The following is a 17,765-nucleotide window of genomic DNA, read 5'->3' on the forward strand; positions in this document are numbered from 1 at the left end:
TATATTGTCACATAAACAATAAAATTACAAGAGGTAATTCGATGATAAATTTAGATTATGCTGCAACAACACCTATGTCTCCTAGTGCAATGCAAGGTTACTTTGATACAAACAAAAAATTTTATTATAATTCCGAGAGTTTACATGGTGGTGGCGACATCGTTAAAGATATCGTACACAACTGCGAGAATGCACTGAATGCACGATTTACAGATAACTTTACACTTGTAACGTCGACGAGTGGCTCTCACGCAAATGAAATGGCTTTAAACAACTATCTCTATCATGAATCAAATAAAACAATCGTACTTACGTCTAAATTTGAACATCCATCTGTCTATGCAGCGTTACACGGACATGCTCGTTACGACATACACTACTTCCCGGAAGACGAAATTGGCATGATTGATTTAAATATGACAGAACAATTTATCCGGCAATATCATGAGACAATAGCATGTGTAAGCTGTGTTCATGTCAGTTCTGAAACAGGTTATATCTTCCCAATTGAACAAATAGGACAATTAACAAATCAATTTAATATTCCATTTCACATTGATGCTGTGCAATCAGCTGGTAAGTTAATGATTCCAACGCAATATGTAACGTCACTTTCAATCAGCGGGCATAAATTTTTTGGTCCAAAAGGAATCGGTGCACTTCTTATTAGGGAAGAGGCAATGCGCATCACTAATCCTTTCTTCCATCACGAACATCATATGAGAAACGGCACAGTGGATGTACCATCACTTGTTGCGATGACACAAGCATTGATAGAATATAAACAATCAGACACTATACAGCAGTTAAATCACAAGATTATTACTAAGCTCGATCCAGCATTATACGTGCCGATGAAATTCGAACCACAACTTAAAAACATTATTCCGATACTTATCAACAAAACAGACGGACAATATATAATGCAACAACTGTCACAACACAATATCTTAATCTCTACCGGAACCGCATGCGGGCATGGTACAATGCATTCAAGAGGCTTAGAAACATTGATTACAAAGCAGGGTTACTCGGTACATCAATATATTCGAGTATCACTCAGTACATTAACGACAGAAGAAGAAATCAATACTTTTTTAGAGGTCATCAATCAAATAACATAAAGGTGAAAGTCTATGCAAACAGAGGAAAGAAGGCAACACATCGCACAACTGATTAAAGAAAGTTCGACTGCAATACCTGGCGCTGCATTAGCGAAACGATTTAATGTGTCAAGGCAAATCATCGTTTCAGATATTGCAAAATTACGTGAAGAAGAAATTGGCATCAAAGCGACAAAAAAAGGGTATATCTTTGAAGCCACGCCTCAGACAGGTGAGAAATATAAACGTACAATTACCGTAAAACATGACAATAGCAGAATGCTTGAAGAACTAACGATTATCGTTGAAAATGGCGCAATGATCGACAATGTGTCTATCAATCATCCAATATACGGTAAAATTACAGCGGATCTGATGCTCAATTCTGTTGAAGATTGTTATGAATTCTCAAATGATATGACTGAAGATAATGGGAGAATGCTAGCTGAACTCACATACGGTGTACATGAACATGTAATATCTGCTAAAACCGAAAAGATACTTGATAATGCAGAACGTGATTTAAAAGCACATGGCTTTATTTATGACTATGAGTAAACAGCAAAAATAAGGCCAGGACACAATTGTCCTGGCCTTATTAATATTTTATATTCAATTAATTATATAAATTAATTATCGATTTATGCTTCTTCAACTTCTTTATTTTTTGGGCGTTTTGATAAGATAAATGTTGCTACAAATGCAGTAACAATTGCAATCGCCATTGCGATAACATAATTCATATAGCTTCCTGGAGCAATTGAGATAACACCAGGTAAACCAGCAGCACCTAAAGCTGTCGCTTTAACTTGCATTAAACCGATGTATGCTGAACCAACAGCTGAACCAATAATCGCTCCAATGAATGGATAGCGTAATTTTAAGTTTACTCCGAACATTGCAGGTTCAGTAATACCTAATAATGCTGAGATACCGGCAGCTGATGCGATACCTTTAAGTTTTTCATTTTTAGTAATAAATAATACCGCTAACGTTGCTGCACCTTGAGATACGTTACTCATAGCAGCAATCGGGAAGATAAATGACCCACCTGTTTTTGCAGCATCTGCAATCAACTGTGTTTCAACTGCGATAAATGAGTGGTGCATACCTGTGATAACGATTGGTGCATAGAAGAATCCGAAGATCATCGCACCTACAAATCCACCCGTTTCATATAACCATGTTAAACCATCAGTTAAATAGGTACCTGCTGTACGTGTTAACGGTCCAACGAATAGGAATGTTAAGAAGCCAGTAACGAATAAAGAAATTAACGGTGTCGTTAAGTTATCTAACCAAGATGGTGTTACTTTACGTAAATTCTTCTCAATTGTAGCCAATATCCAGCTCGCAACTAAAATCGGTAACACTTGACCTTGGTACCCTACACTTTGAACATGCAGTCCAAGTAAATCCCAAGACGGAATATCTTTACCCGCTACAACATATTTTGGGAAGTCATATCCATTTAACAATGCCGGATGCACTAAAATCATACCAAGTGCTGCACCTAGATACGGGTTACCACCGAAACGTTTCGCGGCACTAAAACCAATTAAGATTGGTAAGAAGACGAATGGTGCATTGGCAAGTAAATTAATAAAGTCTGCTAAACCAGCTAAACCTGGGTTAGCTTCAATAACCGTTGTTTTACCATCATAGAATAATCCTGGTGCTGTAAATAAGTTGTTAATCCCCATCAATAAACCACCAGCTACGATTGCTGGAATAATTGGAACAAAGATATCAGACAACATCTTCACAAATTGTTGTAAAGGGTTCATCTTCTTCGTAGATTTAGACGCTACTTCTGATTTCGTTGCAGCATCCATACCTGTCATCTTGCTCATTTCGTTAAATACAGTATTTACTGTACCAGCTCCGATAATAATTTGATACTGACCACCTGTTGAGAAAGTGCCTTTTACCGCATCCATATTATCTAATGCTTTCTGATCTACGATACTCTCATCTTTTAAAGCTAAACGTAAACGGGTTGAACAATGTGCCATTGCATCGATATTTTCTTTACCACCGATAGCAGCTAAAATATCTTTTGAAACTTGATTGTAATCCATTCCATTTCCTCCTTTGGAACCGGTTCCATTTTAGTGTAAAAAAATATGTCCGTGAACTATGTGCTTAATTTAAACTAATCTTACTCCCAAAATCTTTTTCTGTCAACGCTTACATTTAAAATATTTTATAAGAATATTAAAAGTGACCAGTCCATTAATGAACTGGCCACTTATTCTAATCTATAGAATTAATAAATAAGGATTTTCAATATAATTGATTAGTGTTGATAAGAAATGAGCGCCATCTGCACCATCAATGATTTGATGGTCGATTGTTAAGCTGAGTGGTAAAGTTTTCGTTTCCTTCACTTCACCATCAACTAATTTTAATTCATTTTGCACTGATCCTACACCTAAAATACCTACTTCAGGTGCATTTAGCACTGGTGTGAAGTATTCAATACCTGATGTTCCGATATTTGTAATCGTAAATGTACCACCACTCATCTTCTCGTTCTCTAAACTACCGTTTCTTGCTGCGTCAGATAGTTCGAAGATCAGCGTTGCAATGTCACCGATAGATTTACTACCTGCATCATGAATTACCGGTACCATTAATCCATCGTCAAGCGATGTTGCAACACCAATATTCACTTCATCATGCTTTGTTAAATTCCCCTCTTTATAAGTGCTGTTCATTTTCGGATCGTCTTTCAATGTTAATGCAACAGCTTTAGTAATTAATGCAGTAACAGTTACTTTAATATCTAGTCCACTATTACCGACTTCTGTTTTAAGCTTTTTATTAAATTTAAATAATTTATCCGCGTTTGCTTTTTGATGTAATGTTAATTGCGCTGTCGTTTGTAAACTATTCATCATATTTGCTGCAATTGCACTACGCATCGGACTTAAGTTTTTCGGTGTAACAGATTTCTCGGCAACAGCTTTAATCTCCGCTTGAGCTGTTTGCTCAGTTTGCGCTTTAGCTGGTGCATTTTCAACATCGCGCTTTGTGATACGTCCGTTACCACCCGTACCTTTTATTTGCGAATAATCTATACCATTCTCTTGTGCTATTTTCTTAGCAAGTGGTGTGATAAAGACTCTCTTACCAGATTGTTGAGATTGTTCAGTTGGATGCTCTTCTTCTTCAATAGCATTTTCATTAATTTCCTTATCGTGAGTGCGCTCAAAGCTATCTGATTTCTCTGCAGCATCTTTAATTGCTTCACGTTCATCAGTTGGTTCACCTGATTCACTAAGCGCTTCATCGTCTCCTGCCGGCTTATCACCAACCGAGTCACCTTCATCACCAACAAGCCCTATCTGCTCTCCAACTTTCGCAACGCCTCCTGACTCTACAGTGATTTCCAGTAACTGTCCATCAGCCGGAGATTCAACATCCATCGTTAATTTCTCAGAAGCAATCATACATACTGCTTCGCCTTTCTTAACAGCATCTCCTACTGATTTGTACCATTCATCTATTGTACCTTCTGTCATGGTCATCCCTAGCTTCGGCATATCTATTCTTTTACTCATTTAACTTCACCTCGCATTATTTTAAATCATCAATAATTTCTGCTGCTTCTTTAAGTACTCTATCTTTATTTGGAATGTAAAGTTTCTCAAGGTTCTCAGCAAAAGGTACAGGTGTATGTGGTGCAGTAATCACTTTTACCGGCCCATCTAAATAATCAAATGCTTTGTCACTAACAACAGCTGCAATAGAATGCCCTGTAGAACTTTGAGGGTTTGCTTCGTCTATTACAATTAGTCGATTTGTTTTCTCTACAGAATTCAATATTGTTTCCTGATCCCACGGTGCTACTGTTACTAAATCAATAACCTCAACTGAAACGTCTTGGCCTTCTAATTCATCCGCTACTTCAAGTGCTACATGTACCATTTTACCAATCGCAACGATTGAAAGGTCTGTACCTTCTCTTACAATTTTTGCTTTGCCTATTTCAACAGTATAATACTCTTCTGGTACTTCACCTTTCATACCATATAATGTTTTATCTTCAGAAAATACAACTAAGTTATCATCTTCAACTGCGGCAAGTAATAATCCTTTTGCATCATATGGGTTTGATGGTACAACTACTTTTATACCTGGAATTGCTCCGAACATACCATATAATGATTGACTGTGCTGAGCGGCCGCTGAAGCACCTGCGCCATGCACGGTACGCATCGTCATAGGAATTTTTGCTTTACCACCAAACATGTAACGCATTTTTGAACCTTGGTTAAGTAATGCGTCTAGTGCATATCCAATGAAATCGTTGAACATTAATTCAACAATCGGTCTAAGTCCGGTTGCCGCGGCACCTACACCTGCACCAACATAGTTTTGTTCGGCGATTGGTGTATCAATAACACGTTCACGACCATATTTACCTACAATACCTTTCGTTAAGCCGAACACGCCGCCCCACGCTTCATCTCCATCTAAATGCTCAATTGTATTACCACCAGCAACGTCTTCTCCCATTAAAATAACTGTTTCATCTTTCTCCATTGCCTGGTCGATTCCTTCAGTAACTGCTTGCATAAATGTGAGTTCTCTTGTCATTATTATTCCTCCTTAATCTGCATAGACATCTTCAAGTAATGAAGATTCATCTGGTAGTGGACTATTCTCTGCGAATTTAACCGCTTCTTCAACTAATGCTTTAGCATCATCTTCAATTTTTTTCGCTTCTTCTTCTGTCATCCAGCCTTCTTTTAATGCACGCTCTTTAAAGATGACAATAGGATCTAAATCACGTAGTTCATCTTTATCTGATTTATAACTTTGCGCATCTCCTTCAAAGTGACCATAGTTACGATAAGTCTTACATTCAATTAATGTCGGCCCTTCTCCAGCTTTTGCGCGTTTCACTGCTTCAATCATCACTTCGTTGACTGCAACAACATCTTTACCATCAACATGGTGACCTGGCATATTATATGCTGAGGCACGTTCTGCAACAGTATCTGACGCTGAGGCATAGCTATGTGGTGTCGCCTCACCATATCCATTGTTTTCACAAATAAAGATTACAGGTAAATTTAGAATTGATGCGAAATTCAATCCTTCGTGGAAAGTACCTTCATTTGATGCACCATCTCCAAAGAAACATACTGCCACTGCATCTTGTTTCAATGTTTTTATAGATAAACCCGCACCATTTGCAAGTGGGAATCCGGCACCAACGATACCGTTAGCACCGAGAATACCTTTCTCTACTTCGGCGATATGCATTGATCCACCCTTACCTTTATTCAAACCATCTTTACGACCATAGATTTCAGCCATCATTCCTAAAATATCGCACTCTTTAGCGATTGCATGACCATGCCCTCGGTGTGTACTTGTAATATAATCGGCATCATTTAATTCTGCACAAGCACCTACTGCTATCGCTTCTTCACCTGCATACAAGTGCACGAAACCAGGAATCGTTCCTGTTAAAAATATTCTGTGCACTTCATCTTCAAATTCACGAATTTCATTCATTTTCTTATAAATCCATAACACTTTTTCTTTTTCCATTTTGCGTTCCTCCCTTTTATGGCTGATGAATACTTAGACCAAAGTAATCTTCAGCACTTTCTCCAATTGATTCTGAAACTGTAGGATGTGCAAAGATTTGATGAGATAATTCATCCATCGTACCTTCAGCATTTTTTACAGCTAAGATAGTACTTATGAGTTCTGTTGCATGCGCACCACAAATAACTGCACCGAGAATTTCACCGTATTTCTTTTCACTAATGACTTTTACAAATCCCGTAGAATCTCCATATGAAATTGCTTTACCGTTGCCAGCGAGGTTATAAGATGAAACTTTTACATCATAATCTTTTTTTGCTTGTTCTTCACTTAAGCCAAATGAAGCGATTTCAGGTGTTGTATACACACAACGTGGTACTTTTGTTTGATCTAATTTGCGCGGATTATTATTAACTATATGATCAGCTGCAACAAATCCTTCGTGACTTGCAGCATGTGCAAGTTGATAACCTGGAATAATGTCACCAATGGCATAAATGTGTTTTTGTGAAGTTTGCATAAAATCATTTACTTCGATAAATTTATTATTTTCAGTGCGTTTTAGCCCTAATTTATCCGCAAGTTCTAAATTCGTTTTACGACCCGTTGCCACAAGTAATCTTTCAAATGAAATTGACTCTTTACCAACTTTGATTTTCCCATTTTCAATCGACTCAATTTTTGCATTTGTGATAATAGTGATACCTTCTTTTTTTAAATGTTTCTTCACGAGTTTACGGGCTTCTACATCCTCAGTCATTAAAATATCATCTGCCACTTCTACAAGCGTCACTTTCGTTCCAAGGGGTGCAAATGCTTGTGCCATTTCTACACCAATAACGCCTCCACCAATAATAACTAAAGACTTCGGTAATGCTTCCCAGCTAAAGATTGTATCTGTTGTGTCATAGTTAATATTATCAATGCCATCAATAGGCGGTATAAAAGGTTTCGAACCTGTTGCTAAAATAATATTTTGCGCTGAGATATTTCCATCGCTGTATGATATATCATGCCCTTTAATCTCTGTAACGAAATCCTCAATCACTTCTACTCCATTTTTCTTCAGTAAATAACCGACACCATTCACAAGTTGTGACACAACCTCATCTTTGTATGCCTTAACTTTTGAGTAATCAAGCTGTACATCTTCCGCTGAAATACCAAACTTTTCTGCTTGTTTTACGATTGACATCACTTCTGAAATTCTGAGCATTGCTTTTGAAGGTATACAACCTACGTTAAGACATGTTCCACCAAGACTTTCCCCTTCGAATAGAACTACGTTCTTTTTGTATTGTGCGAGACGTATGGCAGTAACATAACCACCAGGACCTCCACCAATCACTGCAACATCGTAATTATATTTCAATATCATCACCTCTTCCTCTATTCACAATTTCATTTTAACTCTAATTGCAAACGTTTACAATTAATTTGTCAGAATATTTTGTATCTATTTTATGACGAAATATTCACAAGAAAAATTTTCAAAAATACAACTTAAATTTCATTTTCACAAAGTGTATATTAAGTAAATTCATTATCCATATAAAATGTTCTTTTTTCGATTTATACATTCAAAATAAATTAGTGTCTAATCAATAAATTCTAGTCTCTATTTATAGTATCTAGTAATAATATATTTGTGAAAATTTATAAAAAGTGTGATATTTCTTACACAAAAAATGCACCGTTCAAATTTGAACGGTGCATATCCTATATATTTATTCATCCTTAAATTTCAATCCCTGCTCATCCATATCCTCTCTTAAAATACGAATGGCTTTTGGGACAAATCCATGTAACTCCAGCAGTTCAGCTTCACTATATTTCGTAACATCTTCCATTGTCTTCACATTGATACTATTAAGGGCGCGCAGTGCTGGTTTGCTGATCTTTGGTAGATCCATTTTATTCACCTGTTTTAGCAAAGTGTTTGATACGTGTTCCAATTTCATCACGTACTCGCTGAAATACTGACCAGTCTTGTCCAGCAGGATCTTCAAATCCCCAATGCTCAGTACGTACATGTGGTGGTGTAACCGGACATACATCTTTTGCATGATCACATAGTGTTACAACTAAGTCTGCATTATTTAAGATGTCTTTATCAATAACATCTGATGTATGGTTTGAAATATCAATACCTACTTCTTTCATTGCTTCAATAGCTTTTGGGTTTACTCCGTGTGATTCAATTCCTGCAGAATATACATTCCATTCAGGTAAATATTCTTTTCCGAACCCTTCTGCCATCTGTGAACGGCAAGAATTTCCTGTACATAAAAAATAGATTGTTTTAGTCATAATCATTCTCCTTTTATCCAAATAATCTCATTGATATATAAAGTCCTACAAGTGTCGCAAACAATACGGGAATTGTAATGACGATGCCTGTTTTAAAATACGTTCCCCAAGAAATCTTTACACCTTTACCACTCAACACGTGTAACCAGAGTAACGTTGCAAGGCTTCCGATTGGCGTAATCTTAGGTCCTAAATCACATCCGATAACGTTAGCGTATACTAAAGCATCTTGAAGCATCCCTGATGCCTGACTTTGTTTAATTGCGATTGAATCAATCAATACGGTTGGCATATTGTTCATAATAGATGAGAGTATTGCTGATAAGAAGCCCATACCCATAATTGAACCAAATAAATTCGTTTGTGTAATATTATCGATTACACCTGCGAGTAAACTTGTCAGTCCTACATTCTTTAGCCCATATACGACAACATACATGCCGATTGAGAAGAAGACGATTGCCCACGGTGCACCTTTAATTACTTTGCCTGTGTTTACAGCTGGACTTTGTCTTGCGAATATAATAAAGATAAAAGCAATGAGTGATGCAATAATACTTACGGGGAAGTTAATAAAGTCACTCACTAAATATCCTATTAATAGAATCGCCAGTACAATCCACGACATCTTAAATAATTTCATATCTTTAATTGCTGACTTCGGTTGACGTAACGTATCCTTATCATAAGTTGCTGGTATATTACGCTTAAAGTATAACCAGAGCACTGTGATACTTGCAATTAAACTGAATATGTTCGGTAGAAACATATGTTTTGCATATTCCATAAATGATAAATCAAAATAATCAGCTGATACGATGTTGACAAGGTTACTTACAACTAACGGTAAACTTGTTGTATCAGCGATAAATCCTGACGCAATAATAAAAGGAAAGACCATCTTTTCGTTGAAGTTTAAGTTACGCACCATCGCCAGCACAATCGGTGTAAGAATTAAAGCTGCACCATCATTTGCGAAAAATGCTGCAACGATCGCACCTAATATGCATACGTAAACAAACATTTTAAAGGTATTCCCTTTTGCTAGATGCGTCATATGCAATGCTGCCCATTCAAAGAAACCTATTTCATCTAGTATGAGCGAGATTAATATCACTGCGATAAATGTAAATGTTGCATTCCAAACGATGTTCGTTACATCAATGACATCGTTGAAATCCACAACGCCAAAAATAAGAGCCAGTATGGCGCCACCTACAGCAGAATATCCAATTGAAAGATTCTTCGGCTGCCAGATGACCAATGTTAAAGTTATTAAGAATATTGCAATCGCAATGGCTGTTATCATATTTCTGCTACCTCTTCTATATTGACATCATAAGGTTGTATCGCTACAAACGGCTGATGTGCTATTAGTTTATTGATTTGTTTACGTTCTTCCTGAATTTTGCTATCAAACATATCGTGCGTATCTGCTTGTGCAGCGATTGTATTATTTACGACCCACATACGCTGATTGATACCGGCGCGTTCTAAATCTACTTTCAAACGCTCTGCTTCTTTAATAGGCGTAGGTTCAGCGAGTGTCACAATGACCATTTCAGTTAAATCATTATTCGTTATACTCGGCAATAAATCTGATACAGAACTTGGTAGAACATTCGTGTTTCGTTCTACCTCTTTATGATAGCTTTGTGAAGCATCTAGCAGTAATAGTGTATGTCCAGTTGGTGCGGTGTCAATTACAACAATATCATGTGATTTGTCTGCAATAAAATCACTAAAAGCTCTGAAAAATGCTATTTCTTGAGTACAAGGACTTCGTAAGTCTTCTTTAATATAATCAATTTGATCTTGAGATAGATGTTCTGCAGCAGCTAATACTTCTGCTTCATACTCACGTAATGCTTCTACTTCATCAATATATTTCACTGTAACTCGGTCGTTTGATTCAGTATCATACCAAATATTTGCCGGGTCAGTAGTTGCCAATAAGACAGACTTATCCTGCCTAGCTAAGCGTTTCGCGATTATTTTGGCAATTGTTGTCTTACCTACACCACCTTTACCCATCGTAAAGATGAAACGTTTATTATCTTTAATCATTTTGTTAACGAGTTCATCTATTGAATACCCTTTATCTAAAACAACACTTTCATGATTGTTGATTGAAGTGTCATCAGTGAACATTTGTTTCATCGCTTCAATCCCGAAAATATTAAACTGTTTCATGGGTACGTAATAGGTCGGCACTTGATTTAGAAAATCTTCAAATTGTTTTAGAACTGATTGTTCTTTATTCGCTTTTTGACGCGCGAGATTACTCGTTGGATTTTCGATGATGCCATTAATAATAACCATGTCATTGGTAATATTTAAATCGCGTAATTCATCCATTGCACGTATTAATTCATGAATGCTGTGCTGATCACCACGAGCAACAAACATCATCGTTGTTAAACTGGTATCTTTCAATTTATTAACTGCTTCTAAGTATATTTGTTTGTTGTCCGATAAACCCGAAAGTTGTCCAAGACACGATGCTTCATGCGTTGATGATTCAATAAATGAATACCATGCATCAGGCAGTTCGAGCATCCTTAACGTATGACCTGTCGGAGCTGTATCAAAGATAATATGATCAAATTGTTCTGCATAATCTCTATTTGCCAGAAAGGCAGTAAACTCATTGAAAGCTGCAACTTCTACAGTACATGAACCACTTAATTGTTCTTCCATGTTTTTTATCGCAAACTCTGGAAGGACTCCGATATATGGTTTGATGACAGATTGTTTGTATTTTTCAGCCGCTTCAATAGGTTCGAAGTTCGCTACATATAAATTTTGTAATGATGGCACTTGAGTTAATTCGCTCGTTAAGTCCATTTCGAATATATCCTGCAAATTACTCGCAGGGTCTGTGCTAACGAGTGCCACTCGCTTGCCTTGTTCACTTAAATAGACAGCAAGCGCACTCGAAATTGATGTCTTACCGACACCACCCTTACCCGTAAAGAATAAATATTTTGTTAAAGATATAGCATTTGGATTAAATTTTTGCATGATACTTCACTCCTAACAGCAGTTATCTCCAGGGGCACAACAGTTATTTTGTAAATCATGAACTACGATAATATCTAATACTTCATCTGTTGTCATATAGCTACCTGTTTTGACAACTTCGTCATTAATCATCGTGATTGGCATGATCGCTTCACCTTTATCTTTGATTAATGTCATGATTGCTTCATGTCGCACAAAAGCATTCGGCGCGCTCGTTAAGTTGTAACGTAATACTTTAATTCCATTTTGTTTCATCTTTTCAATATCACCATTCACTCGAATCAGTTCCTGATCAGGAGATGGGCCACATACACCTGAAGAACAACACATCGCTGGTTCAAATAATTTAATTTCTACCATAATTAACACTCCTCATTTGTTTTGCACACACAATTTTGATGTGGTACGAAGATTTGATTTTGTAAATTGACGATTTGCTCGATGACCTCTAAGTTGTTAGCATACATCACGTTCGTACCCTCTTTCCAACTCGTTACGATACCGCTTTGTTTCAATTGTTTCATATGATGCGATAACGTCGGTTGCGAGAATTCAAAATGCTCTAAAATATCACATGCACATAACGGACCACAGCTCAGTAAATCCACAATTTCCAGACGATTCTTATCCGATAATACTTTCAACAGCTTAGCCAAATATTCATAATCCATCGTTTCACCTCTTTATATAGATGGTTGTCTATATTCAAGTTTAGTATATATCGAATATAGATGATTGTCTATATTTAAATTAAAAATAAAGAAGACTGCATTTTTTACAGTCTTCAGTCTATAAATCCCAATTCTTTTGCCATCTTCCATGCAAGTACTCTGTTATCTGCTCCGAGTTTTTCTAAAATAATGCTCGTATAATTACGGACGGTGCCATCACTCAAAAATAACTTTTGACTGATTTCTTTACTCGTCAATCCTTCTCCTATTAACTTTAATATCTCCTGTTCCTTATCAGTTAATGGATTTTTAGTGAGCATTAATGGGAGTAGTTCCGGGCTATACTCTTTTTTTCCCTGCATGACAGAATGAATCGTCTCTGTAAGTTCATCTACTGAGCGTTCTTTTAATACATATGCGTCCACATCTAAATTTACAGCACGTTCAAAATAACCAGGGCGTTTAAATGTTGTGACTATAATTACTTTTACATCTAACTTTTGTTCTCGAATATAAGCTAGCACATCTAATCCACTCTGCTCAGGCATTTCAATATCAAGCAATGCAATATCAAATGAGTCATCAATAACATTGATTGCTTCTGCACCATTAGAAACACTTACAATTTCATCAAACGTACCACTAATCACCAACAGTTTCTTCATTGCTTCACGTAACATACTTTGGTCTTCTGCATGTAGTAATTTCATGATTTCACCTCTACTGTGACATATATGCCAAGTCCTGGATTTAAGCTTTTCGTTTTCACGATACCATCCATTGCCTGCGCCCGCGCTTCGATACTTTTTAAACTCATACTATTTGATAATCCTTTACCATTATCACTCAATGATAAATTTAATATGTTATCAACTTGATCAATAAGAAGTTGAACTTTCGTTGCCTCACTATGTTTAATGACATTATTAATCAATTCTTTAATCAGCATACTGACTTCATGTTGCTGAATTTCATCAACAGACTCGTAATGAACCTTTCTCTCAAATTCAATATTTGCATCTCTCAGTATTTTCTCAACTTGTACAACTTCGTCCTCAATTGTAGTCGATTTAATATCTTCAATGATTGACCTTACTTTATATAAAGATTCCTGTGATAGCGAGTGAATTTCCTGCAATTCATCTTTTGCTATATCAGGATATTTCTCAATTAATTTCAATGCAAGTTCAGATTTGACTGCCAATGTACTAAACACCTGGCCGAGTGAGTCATGTAAATCCTGAGAAATACGATTACGTTCAATTTGTGTAGAAAGCAAAGCAAGCTTTTCATTCTTAATGTTTAGTTCATATATTTTACGAGAATGTTCAGCAAAATAGTCCATTGAAACTGCCATCATCAATACAAAGAAAAAATGTGGAATGAGTTCCATGCCATATGCATAGTTTTGCACACAAATTGCAATATAGTTGAGCACGAAACTACCTAGTGTTATTTTCCCATACAGAGAATTCACTCTTTTTCCAAGTACATATGGTATATATGAGATAGGGAATAAATAAAACAATAAGTTACCGAAATTACAAAAATGAACAAACACAGTAATCGAAATAAGTAAACATCCAATTACAATAGGTATATATTTACTTGTATTGCTATTCATCATAAATACTGCCGAAAAAATATACAGTAAAATAAAGAACAATTTGAATAATTTCCAGCTGATTTCTTCTGTAGCAAGCATCTCAGTTATCGGAAATATCAGAAATATTAAAGACGTTCCGTACTGTAATATTTTATTATAAATCCAGTTCAATTAAATCACTTCCGATCTCCTTCTCATCCATATACTTATCATTATAAATATAACTGCATATATTAGTAAAATACCAGCTGATTCAAAAGGATAACGCTTTTCGAATTGTCCAGCTGCAATATTCTTAAAGTTATATGTTGGCGTGAGTTTAGCGATTGGTTGCAACCACTCGGGAAATGTCCTTACCGGAAACCACAGTCCACCCAGCATTGCTAATCCTAAATACAGAATATTACCGAAAGTACTTACTTTCTGTGTATCTTTAAATTGAGATAATAAGATACCAAGTGTTAGAAATATAATGCCACCAAACAAAAGTCCTGCGTAACTTACTAACCATTCTGTTAAACTCATATTCACACCTTTGATAAAATAACCAACTAAAAATACGATTAATATCGATAACATATACATCATCAATATTTTTACCACTTTGCATACATAATAATAAAATGGATTAAGCGGTGTGCGAAATAGTGCTCTACTCCAACCTTTCTCTTTGTCATTGATCATCTCTAATGGAAAAGTAAATATTGCAAAGCTTGTCAGACTAAATGTCGTCATTGATAACATATAATCACGCACAAAGAATTGCTGAATATCTTTGTCTGGTATCTTCATCATAGAAGAAAACACTAAGAAAAAGATCACCGGCAATAAAGTAGATAAAATAAATACACTTTTACGTTGACTTAAATCAATCATTTCATACTTTAACATCGCTTTAAACTGTTTCATGACGCTCCTCCTCCACAACTTTAAATACTCTATCTAATAATGACTCGTTTGTAATCTCAACATGTTCGAAACTAATATGATTGTTTATCACTATATTAATCACTTCATCAATTTGTGAAGTATGAATCATAATATATTCACCCTCAATTTTTGAGAATGCAATATCAGAAATTTGTTTCGTGACATTCTCATATTTCTTCGGTAATACGATTTGTTTCTGAGTAGATTCTTCTCTTAGAGCACGTGGCGTTGAATCACGTATAATTTCACCTTTGTGCAGTACAACAATACGATCAGATAAGCTTTCAACTTCTTCTATGTAATGCGATGTAAATAAAATCGTTTTGCCTTCTGCTTTTAACGTTTTGATTAAATCATAAAATCTTCTGCGTGTCGAAGTGTCCATTCCTACAGTCGGTTCATCTAAAATAATAAACTCCGGACGTCCGATTAAAGTTAGTGCAACATCTAAAATACGCTTTTGACCACCTGAAATTTTCTCTGCTTCCGTGTTTAATAATGCATCATCAAATAATGTAATGGCTTTTATCTCTTCTTTGGTCAAAGCATTCGGATAAAGATTCTGAAATAGTTCAATGATCTGATAAACCTTCATATTCGGTGTAAAATATGTCTGTTGATATAAAACACTTGTTTTTGTGTGATCCAATATCAATTGCTGGCCATCAATATCACCTGAAGTTAATTTCTTATTGCCTAACAAACAATCAATTAACGTCGATTTACCCGCACCATTCGGACCTACTAATGCGATTGCATCACCTTTATTAATCGTTAGATTGATATGCTTTAAAATATGTTTCTTACCGATATCTTTACTTAAGTTGTGAATCGTAATCATTGTTATCTCCCTCCTTATCTCCATTAAACAGGAAAGAGCTTTCTATGATAATTCACATACATCATGAAATTGAGATGACATTTGTCATAAAGATGGAGAGGAGGGTGTAGAGCGTTGTATTGTTGAGCATTTCATGGCCGATATTTTGGATTTATCGGCCATCATTTTGAGGTTTGGCCTGTTTTTCAGATTTCTTGGCCGATATTTTCGATTTATCGGCCATCATTTTGAGGTTTGGCCCGTTTTTCAGATTTCTTGACCGATAAATCTTCACAAAAAAATACTTCCTCCCAACAGAGAAAGCATTCCAAATTATTAACAAGCATTAATCATCGAAGTTACACCGAACGGATCATTAAAATAACCATATAATTTAGAGCATTCAGTTTGACCAAGCGGCATCGCTTCTTTACAACCCACTTCAATCGCTTTATGGTAGAAATCTGTTACTTTCTTAACATCTTCTTCATTGTTCCCATCAAATGTGAAACAAACCGATGTCCCTTCATTGTTCACTTCATGTTGTCCCCAAGAATCACTAATCATAAAACGTTCACCTAAAATATCAAATAGGGTATATAATTTAAGTAAAATTATTCAAAATTATTTTTTTCTATATATAATGAAATTCCATTGATGAATTTAACATCATCTCTATCAAAAAGTATTGCTTCATTATCACGAATGCAATATGTATTTATTTTAATTCCTTTAAGTACTCTTTCATAATATTCATCTTTATAATGACAGGTAATCGCATAGTCAATTAATCCTAACGGTACCGTATTTTTTGCTTCTTCAAAATATGATACATCTTTGCCTAATGATATTCCCCCGGCACTTTGTCCATAAATCACATTTTCTTTCTCAAAATTAAAAATTAAATCTACGATACCTGCTATCCTCATTTCACCAACTAACTTAGATATAGATCCACCACTTATATAAATGGCATCATATTGGACCAATATTTCTTGTGTAATTTGATTGAAATCAACGCATAGATCGATGTTACGAATCCCTACACTTTCAAACATATCTTTAACATACTTATAGCTTTCTTGATAAGTCCTAATCAATTCATCACCTGCATTTGGGAAATACAGTACAGAACCTTTATTAATTAAATCGGCAAAATATTGATTAACAATAATATTACTTTCTTTTGTTCCTCCACCAGATATTAATACGACCACTGCCATCCCTCCTTTTCTAAAATATAAGTGATACTTCTCAATTTTTCCATCCAAACACAACCGCAATCATCCCTATCAGTGTAACTTCTCACTTTCCTTTAGCTAATTTCTTAAATATCGTTTAAGATTAAATTGAATAAACTTATGGAGATTACTTATGCTTGAGTATATTAGCAGCAATCATTGCCGGTGCTTTAACCTTTATGGTCGGCGCACTTTGGTATACTGTTTTATTCGGTAAGTTATGGCAACGAGAAGTCGGAATTACAGACGAACAAATTAAAGCAGCCGGTAGCTTAAGTTCTGTATTTATTTTTACAAAGACGGTAAGTATATTGATTCTGATATTACTATCAAAGAAATGCTTGAAGGCGGTAAGCAAGGTATTTCAAATGGTAAAGGGAATCCAGTTGCTAAATTTATGAGTAAAGCCTTCTACCCGATGCAACTAAACAAATTAGAACGATGAAAATAAGGGTTGTCTTCGAACATCCCTTTTCATTTCCAAATTCATCC

At 35.7% G+C, this 17,765-nt stretch carries 20 protein-coding genes and 1 pseudogene; 4 read left to right on the forward strand and 17 right to left on the reverse strand.

Going from position 1 to position 17,765, the window contains the following annotated elements:
• The first annotated feature begins 41 nt into the window (after window positions 1-41).
• On the forward strand, window positions 42-1,124 hold the full coding sequence (locus BHX94_RS04640; protein ID WP_111745122.1) for a cysteine desulfurase family protein: 1,083 nt from the start codon (window positions 42-44) through the stop codon (window positions 1,122-1,124).
• Window positions 1,125-1,136: 12 nt separating this feature from the next.
• Window positions 1,137-1,661 carry a transcription repressor NadR gene (locus BHX94_RS04645; RefSeq protein WP_111745123.1) on the forward strand — a complete coding sequence of 175 codons (525 nt, stop codon included), beginning with the start codon at window positions 1,137-1,139 and terminating at the stop codon, window positions 1,659-1,661.
• An 83-nt stretch (window positions 1,662-1,744) separates the two neighbouring features.
• Here BHX94_RS04645 and BHX94_RS04650 read toward each other — a convergent pair whose 3' ends face one another.
• From BHX94_RS04650 to BHX94_RS04730, 17 genes are all read right to left on the reverse strand, one after another.
• Window positions 1,745-3,184 carry a sucrose-specific PTS transporter subunit IIBC gene (locus tag BHX94_RS04650; RefSeq protein ID WP_111745124.1) on the reverse strand — a complete coding sequence of 480 codons (1,440 nt, stop codon included), beginning with the start codon at window positions 3,182-3,184 and terminating at the stop codon, window positions 1,745-1,747.
• Window positions 3,185-3,364: 180 nt separating this feature from the next.
• On the reverse strand, window positions 3,365-4,669 hold the full coding sequence (locus BHX94_RS04655; RefSeq protein WP_111745125.1) for a dihydrolipoamide acetyltransferase family protein: 1,305 nt from the start codon (window positions 4,667-4,669) through the stop codon (window positions 3,365-3,367).
• Between the two features lie 16 nt (window positions 4,670-4,685).
• Complete coding sequence (locus tag BHX94_RS04660; protein WP_096077367.1) at window positions 4,686-5,708, reverse strand: alpha-ketoacid dehydrogenase subunit beta; 1,023 nt, start codon at window positions 5,706-5,708, stop codon at window positions 4,686-4,688.
• A 12-nt stretch (window positions 5,709-5,720) separates the two neighbouring features.
• Window positions 5,721-6,671 (reverse strand): thiamine pyrophosphate-dependent dehydrogenase E1 component subunit alpha, encoded by a 951-nt coding sequence (locus tag BHX94_RS04665; RefSeq protein WP_111745126.1) that lies wholly within the window; start codon window positions 6,669-6,671, stop codon window positions 5,721-5,723.
• A gap of 16 nt (window positions 6,672-6,687) precedes the next feature.
• Window positions 6,688-8,049 (reverse strand): dihydrolipoyl dehydrogenase, encoded by a 1,362-nt coding sequence (gene lpdA / locus BHX94_RS04670; protein WP_111745127.1) that lies wholly within the window; start codon window positions 8,047-8,049, stop codon window positions 6,688-6,690.
• A gap of 349 nt (window positions 8,050-8,398) precedes the next feature.
• Window positions 8,399-8,584 carry a helix-hairpin-helix domain-containing protein gene (locus tag BHX94_RS04675; protein WP_111745128.1) on the reverse strand — a complete coding sequence of 62 codons (186 nt, stop codon included), beginning with the start codon at window positions 8,582-8,584 and terminating at the stop codon, window positions 8,399-8,401.
• A gap of 1 nt (window position 8,585) precedes the next feature.
• Complete coding sequence (gene arsC, locus BHX94_RS04680; protein WP_096077371.1) at window positions 8,586-8,987, reverse strand: arsenate reductase (thioredoxin); 402 nt, start codon at window positions 8,985-8,987, stop codon at window positions 8,586-8,588.
• Between the two features lie 7 nt (window positions 8,988-8,994).
• Window positions 8,995-10,287: an arsenic transporter gene (locus tag BHX94_RS04685; RefSeq protein ID WP_165958660.1), complete on the reverse strand. Its 1,293-nt coding sequence runs from the start codon at window positions 10,285-10,287 to the stop codon at window positions 8,995-8,997.
• Window positions 10,287-12,005 carry an arsenical pump-driving ATPase gene (arsA, locus tag BHX94_RS04690; protein WP_111745130.1) on the reverse strand — a complete coding sequence of 573 codons (1,719 nt, stop codon included), beginning with the start codon at window positions 12,003-12,005 and terminating at the stop codon, window positions 10,287-10,289. Before arsA ends, BHX94_RS04685 begins: the two co-directional genes overlap by 1 nt.
• Window positions 12,006-12,017: 12 nt before the next feature.
• A complete protein-coding gene (arsD, locus tag BHX94_RS04695) occupies window positions 12,018-12,365 on the reverse strand; it encodes an arsenite efflux transporter metallochaperone ArsD (RefSeq protein ID WP_111717341.1) in 348 nt (115 codons plus the stop codon).
• A gap of 2 nt (window positions 12,366-12,367) precedes the next feature.
• Window positions 12,368-12,676: an ArsR/SmtB family transcription factor gene (locus tag BHX94_RS13085; protein WP_096077374.1), complete on the reverse strand. Its 309-nt coding sequence runs from the start codon at window positions 12,674-12,676 to the stop codon at window positions 12,368-12,370.
• A gap of 113 nt (window positions 12,677-12,789) precedes the next feature.
• On the reverse strand, window positions 12,790-13,389 hold the full coding sequence (locus tag BHX94_RS04705; protein ID WP_170120779.1) for a response regulator transcription factor: 600 nt from the start codon (window positions 13,387-13,389) through the stop codon (window positions 12,790-12,792).
• A complete protein-coding gene (locus tag BHX94_RS04710) occupies window positions 13,383-14,453 on the reverse strand; it encodes a sensor histidine kinase (RefSeq protein WP_111745131.1) in 1,071 nt (356 codons plus the stop codon). The genes BHX94_RS04705 and BHX94_RS04710 overlap by 7 nt, the downstream gene beginning before the upstream one ends.
• Window positions 14,454-15,191: an ABC transporter permease gene (locus tag BHX94_RS04715; RefSeq protein WP_111745132.1), complete on the reverse strand. Its 738-nt coding sequence runs from the start codon at window positions 15,189-15,191 to the stop codon at window positions 14,454-14,456.
• A complete protein-coding gene (locus BHX94_RS04720; RefSeq protein ID WP_165958656.1) occupies window positions 15,178-16,053 on the reverse strand; it encodes an ABC transporter ATP-binding protein in 876 nt (291 codons plus the stop codon). The genes BHX94_RS04715 and BHX94_RS04720 overlap by 14 nt, the downstream gene beginning before the upstream one ends.
• Before the next feature lie 315 nt (window positions 16,054-16,368).
• Window positions 16,369-16,599: a VOC family protein gene (locus tag BHX94_RS04725; protein ID WP_111745134.1), complete on the reverse strand. Its 231-nt coding sequence runs from the start codon at window positions 16,597-16,599 to the stop codon at window positions 16,369-16,371.
• Between the two features lie 47 nt (window positions 16,600-16,646).
• On the reverse strand, window positions 16,647-17,249 hold the full coding sequence (locus BHX94_RS04730; RefSeq protein WP_170120765.1) for a Type 1 glutamine amidotransferase-like domain-containing protein: 603 nt from the start codon (window positions 17,247-17,249) through the stop codon (window positions 16,647-16,649).
• A gap of 161 nt (window positions 17,250-17,410) precedes the next feature.
• Between BHX94_RS04730 and BHX94_RS04735 the strand changes: the two are divergent.
• Window positions 17,411-17,590, forward strand: a pseudogene (locus BHX94_RS04735) (DUF1761 family protein); the annotation flags it as partial.
• Window positions 17,591-17,601: 11 nt separating this feature from the next.
• Entirely contained in the window at window positions 17,602-17,718 is a 117-nt protein-coding gene (locus BHX94_RS13185) for a hypothetical protein (RefSeq protein ID WP_379875210.1), read from the forward strand.
• Window positions 17,719-17,765: the final 47 nt, after the last annotated feature.

The sequence above is a fragment of the Macrococcoides bohemicum genome, from assembly GCF_003259675.1.
Lineage (GTDB): Bacteria > Bacillota > Bacilli > Staphylococcales > Staphylococcaceae > Macrococcoides > Macrococcoides bohemicum.